At 70.2% G+C, this 13,403-nt stretch carries 14 protein-coding genes and 1 pseudogene; 7 read left to right on the plus strand and 8 right to left on the minus strand.

The features are described 5' to 3' along the window. Positions 1 to 52: 52 nt before the first annotated feature. Positions 53 to 490, minus strand: coding sequence for a hypothetical protein (locus ADK86_RS44130; RefSeq protein ID WP_234345670.1), 438 nt, complete (start codon positions 488 to 490; stop codon positions 53 to 55). 679 nt (positions 491 to 1,169) lie between these two features. Between ADK86_RS44130 and ADK86_RS03120 the strand changes: the two genes are divergently transcribed. Beyond that, on the plus strand, positions 1,170 to 2,162 hold the full coding sequence (locus ADK86_RS03120) for a GlxA family transcriptional regulator (RefSeq protein ID WP_053695145.1): 993 nt from the start codon (positions 1,170 to 1,172) through the stop codon (positions 2,160 to 2,162). A gap of 101 nt (positions 2,163 to 2,263) precedes the next feature. After that, complete coding sequence (locus ADK86_RS03125; protein WP_053695146.1) at positions 2,264 to 2,893, plus strand: isochorismatase family protein; 630 nt, start codon at positions 2,264 to 2,266, stop codon at positions 2,891 to 2,893. 19 nt (positions 2,894 to 2,912) lie between these two features. Here the strand turns inward: ADK86_RS03125 and ADK86_RS03130 are convergent. Continuing rightward, a pseudogene (locus ADK86_RS03130) lies at positions 2,913 to 3,190 on the minus strand (winged helix-turn-helix transcriptional regulator). A 135-nt stretch (positions 3,191 to 3,325) separates the two neighbouring features. Between ADK86_RS03130 and ADK86_RS03135 the strand changes: the two are divergent. Further along, positions 3,326 to 3,970 (plus strand): NAD(P)-dependent oxidoreductase, encoded by a 645-nt coding sequence (locus tag ADK86_RS03135; RefSeq protein ID WP_053695147.1) that lies wholly within the window; start codon positions 3,326 to 3,328, stop codon positions 3,968 to 3,970. Between the two features lie 28 nt (positions 3,971 to 3,998). On the opposite strand, the gene ADK86_RS03140 is transcribed toward ADK86_RS03135, so the two are convergent. Then, positions 3,999 to 4,511: a hypothetical protein gene (locus tag ADK86_RS03140; RefSeq protein WP_053695148.1), complete on the minus strand. Its 513-nt coding sequence runs from the start codon at positions 4,509 to 4,511 to the stop codon at positions 3,999 to 4,001. A gap of 136 nt (positions 4,512 to 4,647) precedes the next feature. On the opposite strand from ADK86_RS03140, the gene ADK86_RS03145 reads away from it, so the two are divergent. Then, positions 4,648 to 6,165, plus strand: coding sequence for a hypothetical protein (locus ADK86_RS03145; protein ID WP_053695149.1), 1,518 nt, complete (start codon positions 4,648 to 4,650; stop codon positions 6,163 to 6,165). 96 nt (positions 6,166 to 6,261) lie between these two features. Continuing rightward, on the plus strand, positions 6,262 to 7,002 hold the full coding sequence (locus ADK86_RS03150; RefSeq protein WP_053695150.1) for a class I SAM-dependent DNA methyltransferase: 741 nt from the start codon (positions 6,262 to 6,264) through the stop codon (positions 7,000 to 7,002). A gap of 26 nt (positions 7,003 to 7,028) precedes the next feature. Here ADK86_RS03150 and ADK86_RS03155 read toward each other — a convergent pair whose 3' ends face one another. The 3 genes from ADK86_RS03155 to ADK86_RS03165 all read right to left on the minus strand — a co-directional run bounded on the left by ADK86_RS03155 (position 7,029) and on the right by ADK86_RS03165 (position 9,359). Continuing rightward, on the minus strand, positions 7,029 to 7,451 hold the full coding sequence (locus ADK86_RS03155; RefSeq protein ID WP_030661296.1) for a DUF7144 family membrane protein: 423 nt from the start codon (positions 7,449 to 7,451) through the stop codon (positions 7,029 to 7,031). A gap of 178 nt (positions 7,452 to 7,629) precedes the next feature. Next, positions 7,630 to 8,562 (minus strand): dihydrodipicolinate synthase family protein, encoded by a 933-nt coding sequence (locus tag ADK86_RS03160; RefSeq protein WP_053695151.1) that lies wholly within the window; start codon positions 8,560 to 8,562, stop codon positions 7,630 to 7,632. Continuing rightward, entirely contained in the window at positions 8,562 to 9,359 is a 798-nt protein-coding gene (locus ADK86_RS03165; protein ID WP_053695152.1) for an aldolase, read from the minus strand. The genes ADK86_RS03160 and ADK86_RS03165 overlap by 1 nt, the downstream gene beginning before the upstream one ends. Before the next feature lie 178 nt (positions 9,360 to 9,537). On the opposite strand from ADK86_RS03165, the gene ADK86_RS03170 reads away from it, so the two are divergent. Then, the gene (locus tag ADK86_RS03170; RefSeq protein ID WP_234345671.1) at positions 9,538 to 10,149 is read left to right on the plus strand and encodes a helix-turn-helix domain-containing protein; all 612 of its coding nucleotides are present in this window, start codon (positions 9,538 to 9,540) and stop codon (positions 10,147 to 10,149) included. A 23-nt stretch (positions 10,150 to 10,172) separates the two neighbouring features. Here ADK86_RS03170 and ADK86_RS03175 read toward each other — a convergent pair whose 3' ends face one another. Then, positions 10,173 to 11,195, minus strand: a complete 1,023-nt coding sequence (locus ADK86_RS03175) for a metallophosphoesterase family protein (protein ID WP_053695153.1) — start codon at positions 11,193 to 11,195, stop codon at positions 10,173 to 10,175. A 145-nt stretch (positions 11,196 to 11,340) separates the two neighbouring features. Further along, the gene (locus ADK86_RS03180) at positions 11,341 to 12,069 is read right to left on the minus strand and encodes a TetR/AcrR family transcriptional regulator (protein WP_324611368.1); all 729 of its coding nucleotides are present in this window, start codon (positions 12,067 to 12,069) and stop codon (positions 11,341 to 11,343) included. Between the two features lie 97 nt (positions 12,070 to 12,166). Here ADK86_RS03180 and ADK86_RS03185 point away from each other — a divergent pair, with 97 nt between their 5' ends. After that, entirely contained in the window at positions 12,167 to 13,387 is a 1,221-nt protein-coding gene (locus tag ADK86_RS03185; RefSeq protein WP_053695155.1) for a cytochrome P450, read from the plus strand. The last annotated feature ends 16 nt before the right edge of the window (positions 13,388 to 13,403 follow it).

Consider the following 13,403-nt stretch of genomic DNA (forward strand, 5'->3'; position numbering starts at 1 on the left):
TCCGGCCGCGTTGTGTGTCGCCGACAGCTCGCCATCGCTGGCAACCAGCCGCCTACACCGGCTCTTCGAAGACCCTGACACCCACCGGCTTGTACCCACTAATCGTTGCCCAAGCCGCTCGGCTGCTCACTTCCCCGGCCCAGTGGTCCAGATCCGCTCCCGAGTCGTGGAAGAACCAGGACGAGTAACTTCCCAGGGCCTGCAGAGCGGGAGGCAGCCCGTAGTTGAGCTCGCAGGAGATCTGCACGTAGTGGTCGTGATCACCATCGCGGTCGACGACCTCGAACTGCCGGGTCAGCTCTACCGTAAAAGTCGTGGGGCCGCCGAAGGAATACGTTCCATACTGGAACAGCAGGCCGTCGGCGTCCGGGGTGTTCGGTGTGTCGAAGCGGCGTCGGCCGAAGCGGATGAATGCGCGCCAGGCATGTTCTGTGTCCAGGTCGGCGCGTGGCTGCCGCTCTGTCCGCAAGTCGGCTTCGAGCAGGCGCACGGCCTCGTCCGTTGACGGCCTACTGGGCATTGCGTTGTTCCCTTTTTCTTTTCGGAGTTGAGGTCGGAATACCGTCAGAAGCAGTGATCGTACCCACGGTCATTCACCCGGTCGTAGATCTCCCGCAGCCACGGCTGTCGGACCTCCGTATGCGTGCCAGCGTGAAGAGGAACACGTCCCTGTCGGGCCGGAACGATTGCCATGGAGATGTGCCAGTCCGAGGACGGCGCCGCGAACGTCGCCCGGCGCGATGACGATTGCTCCCGGGGCGCCGAAGGAGAGCGTAGGGACCGGCGCGAATACACCGCAAGCTGCCGCCTTTTCCTCTCCGGCCTCACTCCACGGACGCCAGGGCGGTCCGGAAGGTTCCGGCTCCACGGCGTAGGTCCCCGATTCCATGAGGACCGGGAGCAGTATTCCATTCCCCCATTGCTGGTGGGCATGGGCGGGAAGTGCAGCCTGCGAAAGGGGGGACTGAGCACAGCATCGCAGCTCACACACGCGAATTCTGTCATACGTCCTCTCTGCTGCAGATCTGCGGATTATGCCGGTTCCGCGGGGTGGCGGCCAACGGATTTGCGCGGCGCCGGGCACCCGGCGCGGGCGAACCGGTCGGCGTGTCCGAATGTGACAGTCGATCGTCATTGCAGCGGCCGGTGGCAGCGGTGAGGATCAGTGCATGTCCGCTTCACACCGTGTCGTCATCGCCGTCTTCCCCGATGTCGATCTCCTCGATGTCACCGGCCCGGCCGAGGTCTTCGCGCTGGCCAACCGGGAGACCGGGGGCCGGGCCGGCTACCAGGTGCGCCTCGCCGGGCCGGTTGCCGGGGCGGTGCGTACGTCGGCGGGGGTGCGGTTGTTCGCCGACGTGGGCTTCGAGGACGTACGGGGGCAGGTGGACACCCTGGTGGTTCCGGGTGCGGTCGATATGGGCGAGGACGGGCCCGTTGCCCGTATCGATGCCGAAGTCGTGGCGTGGGTGAAGGAGATGGCTCCGCACGCGCGGCGGGTGGCTTCGGTGTGTGTCGGGGCGCATGTGCTGGCGGCGGCCGGGCTGCTGGACGGGAAGACGGCGACCACCCACTGGTCGACGGCCGCCCAGCTCGCCGCCGACCACCCGGACGTCACGGTCGACGCGGACCCGATCTTCGTCCGTTCCGACTGCGGGCGGCTGTGGACCGGGGCCGGGATCAGTGCCTGCCTGGATCTCGCGCTGGCCCTGGTGGCCGAGGATCTGGGTGAGCAGACGGCCCTGGCGGTGGCCCGGCAGTTGGTGATGTACCTCAAGCGGCAGGGCGGGCAGAGCCAGTTCTCCGTACCGCTGAGCCGTCCGGCCGCCGAGCGCCGGGACATCGACGAGCTGCGCCTGTGGATCGCCGATCACCTCGACGCGGACCTGTCCGCGCCGGCGCTGGCCGCCCGTATGTGCCTCAGTGAACGGCACTTCGCCCGCGTCTTCAAACAGGAGACGGGCAGCAGTCCCGCCGCCTACGTCGAGGAGGCCCGCGTCGAGCTGGCTCGGCGGCTGCTGGAGACCACCGACTGCCCGCTCGACCAGGTCGCGGCCGCGGCCGGGCTCGGGTCGGCGGAGACCTTGCACCGGGCCTTCCGGCGGCAGCTCGCCACCACCCCGGCGGCCTACCGCCGCCGCTTCCGCGCCCGGCCCGCCTGAACCGTCGTATCCGCAAGTACCTGCTATCTACAGACATCGGAGTGTGTGCGGCTTTGCCATGCCCGGATGTCCCCCTCCCCTCCCCTGCGAAAGGTTTCCCGATGGCCGGCATCACCTCGTCCCCCTCCACAACCCTGCGCGACGTGATCGGACTGGACCAGCGGCCTCCTCGGCTGAGCGAATCCGCCCTGCTCATGATCGACTTCCAGAACACCTACCGCACCGGCGTGATGTCCCTGGACGGCGCCGAACCGGCCCTCGCAGCCGCCGCCCGCCTGCTGGAACGTGCCCGCGCCGCGGGGACCCCGGTGGTTCACGTCATCAACGACGGTGGAGAGAACACCCCGTACGACATCCGCGCCCACATCGGTGCCATCAGCGACGCGGTCGCGCCGGTCGACGGAGAACCGGTCGTGGTCAAGCAGTTCCCCAACGCCTTCCACGCGACGGAGCTGGAGAAGACCCTGAGTGGTCTGGGCTTCGGGGCGGGCAGCGGCCGGGATCTCGTGCTGGCCGGTTTTATGACGCACATGTGCGTGGCCTTCACCGCGCAGGGCGCCTTCAACCTCGGTTACCGGCCCACCGTCGTCGCCCAAACCACCGCCACCCGCGCCCTGACCGCTCCCGACGGCACGGTCCTGTCCGCGGCCGCCCTCCAGTCCGCCGCCCTGACCACCGTCACGGACCTGTTCGGCCTCGTCGTCCCGGCCGTCGACAGCCTCCGCGACTGACGGGTCCCCCGTCGCCCACCTACCCGGTCTGCCGAGCAGCGTTGTCGTACGCCTCGCGGGCGTCGAGCAGTTCGTCCCAGTGCTCCGCCGTCCAGGCGCAGGCCGCCGCCAGCGGCCGGAGCATGCTGCGGCCCAGCGGCGTCAGCGGCTCAGCGGCACCCGTAGCTCGGAGAATCGGCGCGGTCCCTGCTCCAGACAGCGGATGCCAAGTGCTGCCCATTTGTCGCCGAACCGGATCGGATTGAGCGACGAAGGGCACAGTTCGTCGAACATGTCGGCGGGCAGGGACTCCCTCATGGCGTCACCCTAGCCGGTCTTCCGCCGGTCTCTCGGTGGCACATCAGCGGTATCCCCGGGGAAACCACGCCCCTCGACAGCGTCCGGGCACCGGCCGGGCAAACGGGCTCCGGCCCTGGTGAGAGGCGGTTCGTCATGAACATCGTGGTTTTCGGGGCGGGTGGCCGGGCCGGGCGGCAGGCTGTTGCCGAGGCGCGCCGTCGCGGCCACCGGATCACCGCCGTGGTACGCGATCCCGCGGCCCACGGCGGCCCGGCCGGCGTGGGGATCGTGGCCGGTGACGTCACCGACCCGCTGAGCGTCGCCCGTACGGCCGTCGGGCACGGTGCCGCCATCAGTGCCGCCGTGGACCTGTCCGCCCCACCGGCCGAATTCTTCACGGCGTCTGCCCGTGCCTTGATCACCGGACTGGCGGAGGCGGAGGTGGACCGCCTGGTGGCCGTCGGGCTCGCATCGGTCATGCCGGGGCCGTCCGGCACCCTCCTGATGGACGGGCCCGGCTATCCGAACGAGTACCGCTCCTTCTCCCTCGGCCACGCGGCAGGCTTGGAGGAACTACGGACGTCGTCCGGCCTGAACTGGGCGTACATGGCTCCGGCAGGCGACTTCGTCCACGATGACCAGGGTGACCGCGGTGAGGCGCGGACCGGCCGCTACCGCATCACCGAACACGGCGACCCGGCCGACCGGATCTCGTACGCGGACTTCGCGATCGCCCTGCTCGACGAGGCCGAGTCGCCGCGGCATCACGGTGCCGCTGTTTGTGTGCGGGAGGGATGACGACGACGGACGGCTCCCGCAGGCCCGCCTAGGACCCCGCCTTCCGCTCCTCCACCCGCTGCGCCGCCAGCGCGAGTTCCGCGGCCACGGGGGCGAGTGCCTCTTCGGTGAGGAAACCCTCCGCTACGGGTATCCCGCCCGCGCCGCGGATCGCCTGCTTAAGGCCGGTCGCCCATACGTGTTCGAGGAGGAGGAAGGCCGCCGCACTGCCCGGGTCCATGGCCTCGGCCATGGACCTGATCTCGGTGACGGACAGGCCGAAGGCGCCACCGGCGTCCGGTGACGGGGTGCTCGGCTCTGTCGCGGGCGGGCGGTCGCCGGAGAGGCCGAGCAGTGCGGCGACGGTGTCGCCCATGCTCTCCGCCTGGTAGTCGAGGGTGAAGAGCTGCCCGCCCGGCTCCTTGCGGACGAAGAGCATGTCGAGGACGCGGATCTGTTCGCCGGCTTCCAGGACGCCCAGCTCCTTGATGATGCGGCCCTCGAACTTCGCGTCGGGGCCGAAGGCGACGGTCAGCAGCTGTACGGGTCCGATGCCGGCCATGGGGGGCTCCCTTCCGACGGGCCCGGTGACGGGGTGGCCTCCATCCAGCCGGTACGCGCCGTACGCCGCGTCACCCGCCGCAGGTGAGGGCCGGGCGGCGCGGTTTTCGCGACGGTGGCGGCGGAGGTGCGAGGCCATGGCCCATGAGGAGACGGCGCACGGCGGTCCGGCGGACCGCGGTACGGCACACGGTGGTACGGCTGACGAGGGCGCGGCCGGCGGCGCCCCCGCCACCGGAAGTGAGCGTGATCCCGAAGGCGGGCGTCATGACGGCGGCGGGGGCGAACTCGAACGTCTGCGGGCCGAGGTACAGGAGTTGCGGGCCCGCGTCAGTACGAGGAAACAGCGCCGCATACGGGTACTGGCCGTGCGGCGTATCGTCGCCGCCGTGGTGATCGCCCTGGTGGCCGTCCTCACCGTCACCTCGGTCGTCGGCGTATGGGGCGCGCGGACGGCGCTCAACACGGACCGCTGGGTCGCCACGGTGGGTGCCCTCCCCGAGGACCCGACGGTGGACGCGGCCGTCGCCGCCTATCTCACGGACGAGATCTTCGGCCGGCTGGACGTCGAGGAGCGGCTGTCCGGCGCGCTGCCGCCGCGCGCGTCGTTCATCGCGCCGCCGGTCACCGACGCCGTACACGACTATGTGCGCGATGCGGTCGCCAAGCTGCTCAAGACGGAGCAGTTCCAGGACCTGTGGCGCTCCGCCAACCGTCTCGCACACGAGCGGATCACCGCGGTGCTGGAACAGCGCAGCGAAGGCGTGCGCGTAGAAGGCGACACGGTCACCCTGAATCTGCTTCCTCTGGTCAACAATCTGCTCAACGCCCTGGAGGACCGGCTTCCGACCCTGTTCGGCAAGCGGCTGGATCTGCCCACCGTGTCGTCGGGCGAGGTCCCGCCCGGTCTGCACGACCGGATCGAGAAGGCGCTGGGCGTATCGCTGCCGGCCGACTTCGCGCAGATCACTCTCTACGACCGGCATACGCTCGGGCAGTTGCAACAGGCCGTGCTGCTGTTCAAGCGCGCGCTGGTGGGGTTGCTGATCTCCATTCCCCTGCTGCTCGGCCTCGCCCTGTGGGTCTCGCCCAACCCCCGGCGTACGCTGCTCCAGCTGGGCCTGTGGCTCGTGATCGGTGTCACCGCGCTGTCCGGCGTGCTGCGGGCGGTACGGGACCAGCTCCTCGCCCATGTGCCGTCCGGCGTCTACCGGGACGGGACGCGCGACGCGCTGTGGACGGTTTTCACGACGCTGCGCGAACGCGGTGACCAGCTGCTGTGGCTCGGCATCGTGCTGGCTGTCCTGGCGTACCTGGTGGGTCCTGGTCGGCTGCCCGTCGGCCTGCGCCACCACACGTCCCGTGGCGCCCGCGCCACCGGCCGCCTCGCCGCGCGCGCCGGACGCCGACTGGGCAAGCCCGGCACGGCTCTGCGCCCGTGGGTACGCGAGCACGCCGACGCGCTCCGGGTCGGCGGTGTGATCGTCGCGGCCCTGATCGCGCTGCTGCTCTCGTCGTGGACGGGTCTCCTCGTCATCGCGGTCGTGCTGGCGGTGTACGAGGCGGCGGTCACGCTCGCCCTGCACCACGGCTCTTCACCCGGGCCAGGTGAGGCAGAGCCGAGTGCGGACGCCCAGCGGTCGGGGGCCGGGTGAGCGAGCGCGGTAGGGCCGGGGGCGCCGCGCCCGTCCTCGTACAACAGCGTTGAAAATGACGTGCGTTGACCGCTCTTGCGTCAGTACGGTCCTGACATGCTCGATGACGACGGTTACTTCGGAGAAAGCGTCGCAGCCACCTACGACGAGTCGGAGGCGGACATGTTCCGCCCGGAGGTGGTGGGTCCGGCGGTCGACCTGCTGGCCGAGCTGGCCGGTGACGGTCCGGCCCTGGAGTTCGGTATCGGCACCGGGCGGATCGCGCTGCCGCTGAGCGGCCGCGGAATCGCGGTGCACGGTATCGACATGTCCCGGGCCATGGTGGCACGGCTGCGCGCCAAGCCGGGCGGGGACGGCATCGGGGTGACGATCGGCGACTTCGCCACGGCACAGGCGGACGGCACGTACACGGTCGCGTATCTCGTCTTCAATACGATCAACAATCTGACGACCCAGGACGCCCAGGTGGCCTGCTTCCGCAACGCCGCGGCCCACCTGCGGCCCGGCGGATGCTTCGTCGTGGAAGTGGGCGTACCGGAGCTGCGCCGGCTGCCGCCCGGCCAGACCGCGGTGCCGTTCCGCATCGGTCCGGAGCAGTGGGCGTTCGACACGTACGACGTCGCCACGCAGGCGATGAGTTCGCATTACGTGACGATCGTCGACGGGCGCGCCGAGTACACGTCCACCCCGTTCCGGTACGTGTGGCCGGCCGAGCTGGACCTGATGGCCCAGCTCGCCGGACTGCGGCTGCGCGACCGGTGGGAGGACTGGTCACGCGCCCCGTTCACCGGCGAGAGCGGCCGGCACGTCTCGGTGTGGTGCAGGCCCGCGGACTGATGCCGGTCGGGCGGGGTGCCTCGCGGCTACTCGTTGATCGTGTCGCGGCGGACCACGCACAGGGCCCAGATGGTGAACCCGTACAGCGCGATCAGGGTGATCGACCAGACCGGGTAGTAGGGAATGGTCAGGAAGTTGATGATGATCAGCAGCGCCGCGATGCCGATCGCTACGACCCGGGCCCAGGTGGCCGCCGTGAACAGGCCGAGGCTCACGACGACGGCGACGGCCCCGAAGGCCAGGTGGATCCATCCCCAGCTGGTCAGGTCGAATTTGAACACGTAGTTGGGAGTGCTGAGGAAGACCTCGTTCTGGGCGACGCCCATGATGCCCCGGAAGAGGTCGAGCACACCGGAGATGAACAGCATCACGGCGGCGAAGATCGTCAGACCGCCGGCAGCGGCCATGGATCCTGCCGAGCGGTGGTGCGGGCTGGTCGTGGTGGCCATGACAGGCCCCTCCGTCTCCGAGGCGGGTGCGGATTGCCCCGCGTCGGCGCCGAGGGTGCACCAGGGCGTACGGGCCCGTCGTCACCCCCGGCGGGTGACGACGGACGATCACGGATCACGGGCGGTCAGCGGCCGGAGACTGCCTGCGCGCCCCGGACCGTACGCACCGCCCCGTGCCTCACCCCGCCCCCGCCACCCTCGAATCCGCAGCCTCTGCTTTTCCGAGCTGTTCCAGCAGCTCGCGCAACTGCCGTGTCTCCTCGTCCGGCAGGGGCAGCAGTGGGGGCCGCGGCCGTCCGACCCCTCGGCCCTGGATCTCCAGGCCCGCCTTGACGGCCCGGGGCAGCCCGTGGCCGACGATGAACTTCAGGAACGGCAGAAGCTCCGCCAGCACCGCGTCGGCCCGTTGCCCGTCCCCGCCCGTCACTGCTGCGTACAGCTCGGTGCACCACCGGGGCACGAGGCAGGGCGCAGCGGTGCACCAGCCGACAGCGCCTGAGCGGAAGGCTTCGAGTGCGACCGGGTTGTTCCCGTTGTAGACGGACAGTGTGCCGTCGGACAGGTCGCGGAGGGCGCGGAAGCGGGTGACGTCGCCGGAGCTCTCCTTGACCATGGTGAGGTTCGGGATCTTGCGGGCGAGCGCGACCACCGTTTCAGGGCGGAGGTCGACTCCGCTGGTGCCCGGGTTGTTGTAGAGCATCACCGGGAGGCCGGTCGCCGCCGCGACCGTGGCGAAGTGCTGTTCGAGTTCCGCTTCGGTCAGTTTCCAGTACGTCTGCGGCAGCACCATGAGCGCGGTGGCGCCGTGGCGGGCGGCCACGCGGGCGCGGCGTACCGTTTCCGCGGTGCTCCAGTGCGAGACGCCGACCAGGGTGGGCAGCCGCCCGGCGACGGTGTCGAGGGTGGTCTCGCAGACGGCGTCCCACTCGCCCTCCGTGAGGTACGCGCTTTCGCCGGCGCTGCCCAGCGGGGCGATGGCGTGGCTGCCGGCGTCGACCAGTTCGCCGACGAGACGGCGCAGCGCGGCCAGGTCGATGTCGCCGGTGTCCTCGGCGAAGGGGGTGACGGGGTAGGAGATGATGCCGCGTAACGGTAAGGATGCTGTGGCCATCAGAGGTTCACCTTGTCCGTGATGCAGTCAGGGTGGTTGCGCAGCGCCTTGCGCGCGTAGTAGGCGAAGTTGGCCTGGTTGCGCCGGTGCGTGGACGTCCAGTCGTGGGCCTCGCGGGCGCGGGCCGGGTCCAGGGGCTGGATGGTGCCCGCTGCCATGGCGAGCAGCTGGAGACGGGCGGCGCGCTCGATGAGCAGCGCGAGGTTGCACGCCTCCTCGACGGTGGCGCCGGTGACGAGCTGGCCGTGGTGGGCCAGGAGGATGGCGCGTTTGTCGCCGAGGGCCGCGGAGATGATCTCGCCTTCCTCGTTGCCCACCGGTACGCCCGGCCAGTCCCTGAGGAAGGCGCAGTCGTCGTACAGCGGTGTGGTGTCCATCTGGGAGACCACCAGGGGCACTTCGAGCATCGCGAGGGCGGCCGTGTGCAGGGCGTGGGTGTGGACGATGCAGTGGACGTCCGGGCGCGCGCGGTAGATCCAGGTGTGGAACCGGTTCGCGGGGTTGGGCATGCCCTCCCCCTCCAGTACCTGGAGGTCCTCGTCGACCAGCAGGAGGTTGTCCTCGGTGATCTCGTCGAAGCCGAGGCCCAGGCGCTGGGTGTAGTAGGTGCCCGGCCGCTGTCCGCGGGCGCTGATCTGTCCGGCGAGCCCGGAGTCGTGTCCGCCGTCGTAGGCGATGCGGCACGTCAGGGCCAGTTTCTGCCGTGTGGTCAGATCCGAGTCCGCGAAATGGTCGTCCATCTGCCGCTCGGCGCGGTCGATGAGTACGTTCTTCGGGTCGTGCAGGGTGTTCGCCACTTCTGCTCCCGTTCCGAGGCGCCGGTCCGCCGGCGGCCTCGTCTTCCGGTGCTGCGCGTCTCGTGCAACACTGCGAGGAAACGTGGTTCACCGTAGGACACCAGGTGTCATGCCACAAGGTGTTCCTCGCGCCGGGACGCGCATGGCGCAAAGCGGCCGGTGGCCGGGAAAGCAACCAGTGACCGCGGAAGCGGTCGGCGAGCGGGGGATGCGGCCGGTGTTCAATCGGGTACGGCAGCTGCGCAAGGAGCGGCTGATGACCCTGGAGGTGCTCGCCGAGCGCTCCGGCGTCACGAAGAGCTATCTCTCCAAGGTCGAACGGGGCCACAGCGTCCCCTCGATCGCCGTCGGCGCCTCACTGGCCAGGGCCCTGGGCGTCCCGCTGGACCACCTGTTCGCCGATACGGAGGAGCTGACCGAGGTCACCGTCACCCGGGCCGGGGACCGGCGGCCCCTCACCGCCGACGACGAGCCCGGCTCCCGTTACGAGGGCATAGCGCTCCGGGCCGGCGCCAAGAAGATGACCCCGTTCATGCTGTATCCCCCGCACGACACCGGCCCGGTGCCCTTCCGGGACCACCCGGGCGAGGAATTCCTCTTCGTCCACCACGGGCGGGCCGAACTGCTCTTCCCCGCCCGGTCCATCGCGCTCGGACCGGGCGATTCCGCGTACTTCAAGGCGACCGCGCCGCACAAGGTGCGCTCCCTCGGTACGGAGCGCGCCGCCGTGCTGCTCCTGGTGTGTGACGACCGGGACGGGGCGGAAACGCCCCACCCGCAGCTGCCCTGACCGGCAGCGCCCCGCGGTCGCGCTCAGGACGCGGCCAGCGGCACCGTAACCTCCTTCAGCCAGGCGCGGCGGGCGAAGTCGCGGGCCTTGATGACGACGGCGTCGCGGCGTACCTCGACCTGGAGGCCCTGGTTGAAGGTGCCGCCGACGGAGACTTCGCCGCCCTTGCCGTCGTCCCGGTAACCCGTCTGGATCGCGCCGGTGTTGACGACCGTGAACCCGCTGAGGTTCGCGGTGCCGGGTACGACGCGGCGCACCACCCAGTCGGAGAGTTCCAGGTCCCAGTGGGTGTGGCCGCAGAAGAGGAACACATCGGGGTGGCGGCCGAGCAGGCCCAGGAGGCGGCCGGCCTGGAGGTAGTCGCTCGCGTAGAGCTTGTTGCGGGTGCCGGAGACCGTGTTGGGCAGGGGGTGGTGGGTGATCACCATGACCGGACGGCGGCGGCGCGACCAGTACCACAGCCGGTTCTCCAGCCACGCGAACTGCGCCTCGCTGATCCAGACCTCGTCCCAGAGCTTGGGGTCGTGGTAGTGCATGTACCGCTCGGTGCCGAGGGTCAGCACGGGGACGCCGCCGAAGGAGATCTCCGTGTGGACCGTGTTGCGCCCGGCGAAGCGGTAGAAGCTGCGGAAGAGGGAGTCCTCGGTGGTGCCGTTGGGCCAGGTGTCCTGCGACAGGGTGCCGGGGTCGCGCCATTTCGGTACGTAGAACTCGTGGTTGCCGATGGCCCAGGCGACCTCGCGCGGGTGGGAGTGCCGCTTCAGTTCGGCGCCGACCTGCGCGTACTCGGCGTCGTAGCCGCGCGGGGTGATGTCGCCCGCGACGGCGAGGCCCGCGCTGTGCGGGTTGACGGCCGCCATGTCGTCCAGGGCCCGGCCGAAGTCGCCCAGGTCCCCTTGGATGTCGCTGATGACGTTGAACCGTACGGTGTCACGGCCGGGCCACCGGCCGAGGGCTCCCGGCGCGGCGGCGTGGGCCTGCGAGGCGCCGGCGGCGACCGCCAGTGCGGCACCTCCACCGGCGGCGAGAAGGGATCTGCGGTCCATGTGCGGCTCCGTGTCCGTGAGGCGAGCGGCATGAGGCTGTGGCCATACCGTTGGCGAAGATCACGGGGCTGGGTGCACGGTGGCGTACGCACGGGGGTCGGGTGCGTGAGCAGGGCATGAACAAGGGCGCGAGCTGATCCGCGTCCTACGAACCGTCGTCCTCCGGGCCGCCCGTACTCCGTACCGGCTTCCTTGCGTTCTGCCCCGCCTCCCCCGCGCTCCGCACCGGTTCCGGAGCCGGAGCCAGCACCAGCGGCAGATACACGTCATCGACGATCTCGATGACGGTCTTGTCCTCGACGGGCGCCCCGAACAGCAGGAACTCGTTGCGCAGCAGGTCGGTCGCGACGGTGGCCCGCCGCGAGTCGAGCACCCAGGGCTGCACCTCGCCGCGCTCCACGGCCCGTTGCAGGATGCCGCGGATGCCCACCGGCCCCACCGTGTGGATCCGCTCGCGAATCAGCCGGGCGAACTCGGGGTCGCGGGTCATCTCGCCGAGCAGGCCGCGCAGGATGCCTCCGATCGGCGTGGCCATCTTCGCCGACATCTGCCGCAGCAGGGCGATCACATCGCCGCGCAGCGTCCCGGTGTCGGCCAGGTCCACATCGGAGAAGCCGCGTACCTTGCAGGCGTCCAGGACGAGTTCGGCGCGGCCGGTCCAGCGGCGGTAGAGGGCGGCCTTGCTCGTACGGGCGCGGGCCGCGACGCGTTCCATGGTCAGCGCCGCGTAACCCACCTCCGTCAGCTCCTCCAGCGCCGCGGTCAGGATCGCGTTCTCCAGTTCCTCGCCGCGGCGCCGGGGGCCTTTGCGGTGGTCGGCGGCCTGCGGGGCGGTCCGGTCGGCGTGCGGTGACAGCGTGACTCCTTGAAGTATGCCGAGAGGACGTTGCGTTCTCTAAGTGCGCAGTTTAGCCTCTGAGTTAGAGAACTCACCGTTCCTTAAGCGAGTGTCAGAGACTTCGAGGGGACCGATGACCGAGACCTCCACCACCTTCCCGGCCCAAGACGCTCCTGCCTTCCCCAGCGACCGTACCTGCCCGTACGGGCTGCCCGAGACGTACGCACGGTTACGCGACAGCCAGGACGCGCTGCGCCCCGTGACCCTCTTCGACGGCCGCACCGCCTGGGTCGTCACCAAGCACGAGACCGCCCGCGCCCTGCTCGCCGACCCGCGGCTCTCCTCGGACCGCACCCACCCCGACTTCCCTCTCACCTCCCCGCGCCTGAAGGGCCTGCGCGACCGCCGCCCCGCCTTCATCAGCATGGACCCGCCCGAGCACGGGCCCCGGCGCCGGATGACGATCAGCGAGTTCACCGTCAAGCGCATCAAGGGCATGCGGCCGGACATCGAGCGGATCGTGCACGGCTTCCTCGACGAGATGCTCGCCGCGGGCCCGCCCGCCGACCTGGTCAGCCGGTTCGCGCTGCCGGTGCCGTCCATGGTGATCTGCCAACTGCTCGGCGTCCCCTACGCCGACCACGACTTCTTCCAGGACGCCAGCCGGCGCCTGGTGCAGTCGACGAGCGCGGAGGAGGCGACCGGCGCACGCGACGACCTGGAACGCTACCTGGACGATCTGATCACCACCCTGGAGGCCGAGCCCGGGTCCGGACTCCTCGGCGCGCTGGTCACCCGGCAGCTCGCGGACGGCGCCATCGACCGCGACGAACTGATCTCGAACGCGCTGCTGCTGCTCGTCGCCGGCCACGAGACCACCGCCTCCATGACCTCCCTGAGCGTCATCACCCTGCTCGAACACCCCGAGCAGCACGCCGCCCTGCGCGACGATCCGTCCCTGATCCCGGGCGCGGTCGAGGAACTGCTGCGCTACCTCGCCATCGCCGATGTGGCGGGCGCCCGCATCGCCACCGCCGACATCGAGGTGGACGGACAGGTCATCCGGGCCGGCGAAGGCGTGATCGTCGTCCACTCCATCGCCAACCGCGACGCCGGCGTGTTCGAGAACCCGGACACCTTCGACATCCACCGCTCGGCCCGCCACCACCTCTCCTTCGGCTACGGCGTCCATCAGTGCCTCGGCCAGAACCTGGCCCGCCTCGAACTCGAAATCATCCTGACCGCGCTGTTCGAACGCATCCCCACACTGCGGCTGGCCACACCGGTCGAGCGCTTGACCCTGCGGCCCGGCAGCACCATCCAGGGCGTCAACGAACTCCCCGTCACCTGGTGAGCGGGGCGAAGGGAGC

Source organism: Streptomyces sp. NRRL F-5755 (genome assembly GCF_001279365.1).
In the GTDB taxonomy this organism is placed as follows: Bacteria; Actinomycetota; Actinomycetes; order Streptomycetales; family Streptomycetaceae; genus Streptomyces; species Streptomyces rimosus.

What these genes read in the sequence shown, in the direction of transcription:
- ADK86_RS03175 (WP_053695153.1), bottom strand. Translation starts at nt 11,195, where the DNA reads ATGGACCGCAGATCCCTTCTCGCCGCCGGTGGAGGTGCCGCACTGGCG.
- ADK86_RS03120 (WP_053695145.1), top strand. Translation starts at nt 1,170, where the DNA reads ATGTCCGCTTCACACCGTGTCGTCATCGCCGTCTTCCCCGATGTCGAT.
- ADK86_RS03185 (WP_053695155.1), top strand. Translation starts at nt 12,167, where the DNA reads ATGACCGAGACCTCCACCACCTTCCCGGCCCAAGACGCTCCTGCCTTC.
- ADK86_RS03155 (WP_030661296.1), bottom strand. Translation starts at nt 7,451, where the DNA reads ATGGCCACCACGACCAGCCCGCACCACCGCTCGGCAGGATCCATGGCC.
- ADK86_RS03140 (WP_053695148.1), bottom strand. Translation starts at nt 4,511, where the DNA reads ATGGCCGGCATCGGACCCGTACAGCTGCTGACCGTCGCCTTCGGCCCC.
- ADK86_RS03160 (WP_053695151.1), bottom strand. Translation starts at nt 8,562, where the DNA reads ATGGCCACAGCATCCTTACCGTTACGCGGCATCATCTCCTACCCCGTC.
- ADK86_RS03135 (WP_053695147.1), top strand. Translation starts at nt 3,326, where the DNA reads ATGAACATCGTGGTTTTCGGGGCGGGTGGCCGGGCCGGGCGGCAGGCT.
- ADK86_RS03125 (WP_053695146.1), top strand. Translation starts at nt 2,264, where the DNA reads ATGGCCGGCATCACCTCGTCCCCCTCCACAACCCTGCGCGACGTGATC.
- ADK86_RS03150 (WP_053695150.1), top strand. Translation starts at nt 6,262, where the DNA reads ATGCTCGATGACGACGGTTACTTCGGAGAAAGCGTCGCAGCCACCTAC.
- ADK86_RS03145 (WP_053695149.1), top strand. Translation starts at nt 4,648, where the DNA reads ATGGCCCATGAGGAGACGGCGCACGGCGGTCCGGCGGACCGCGGTACG.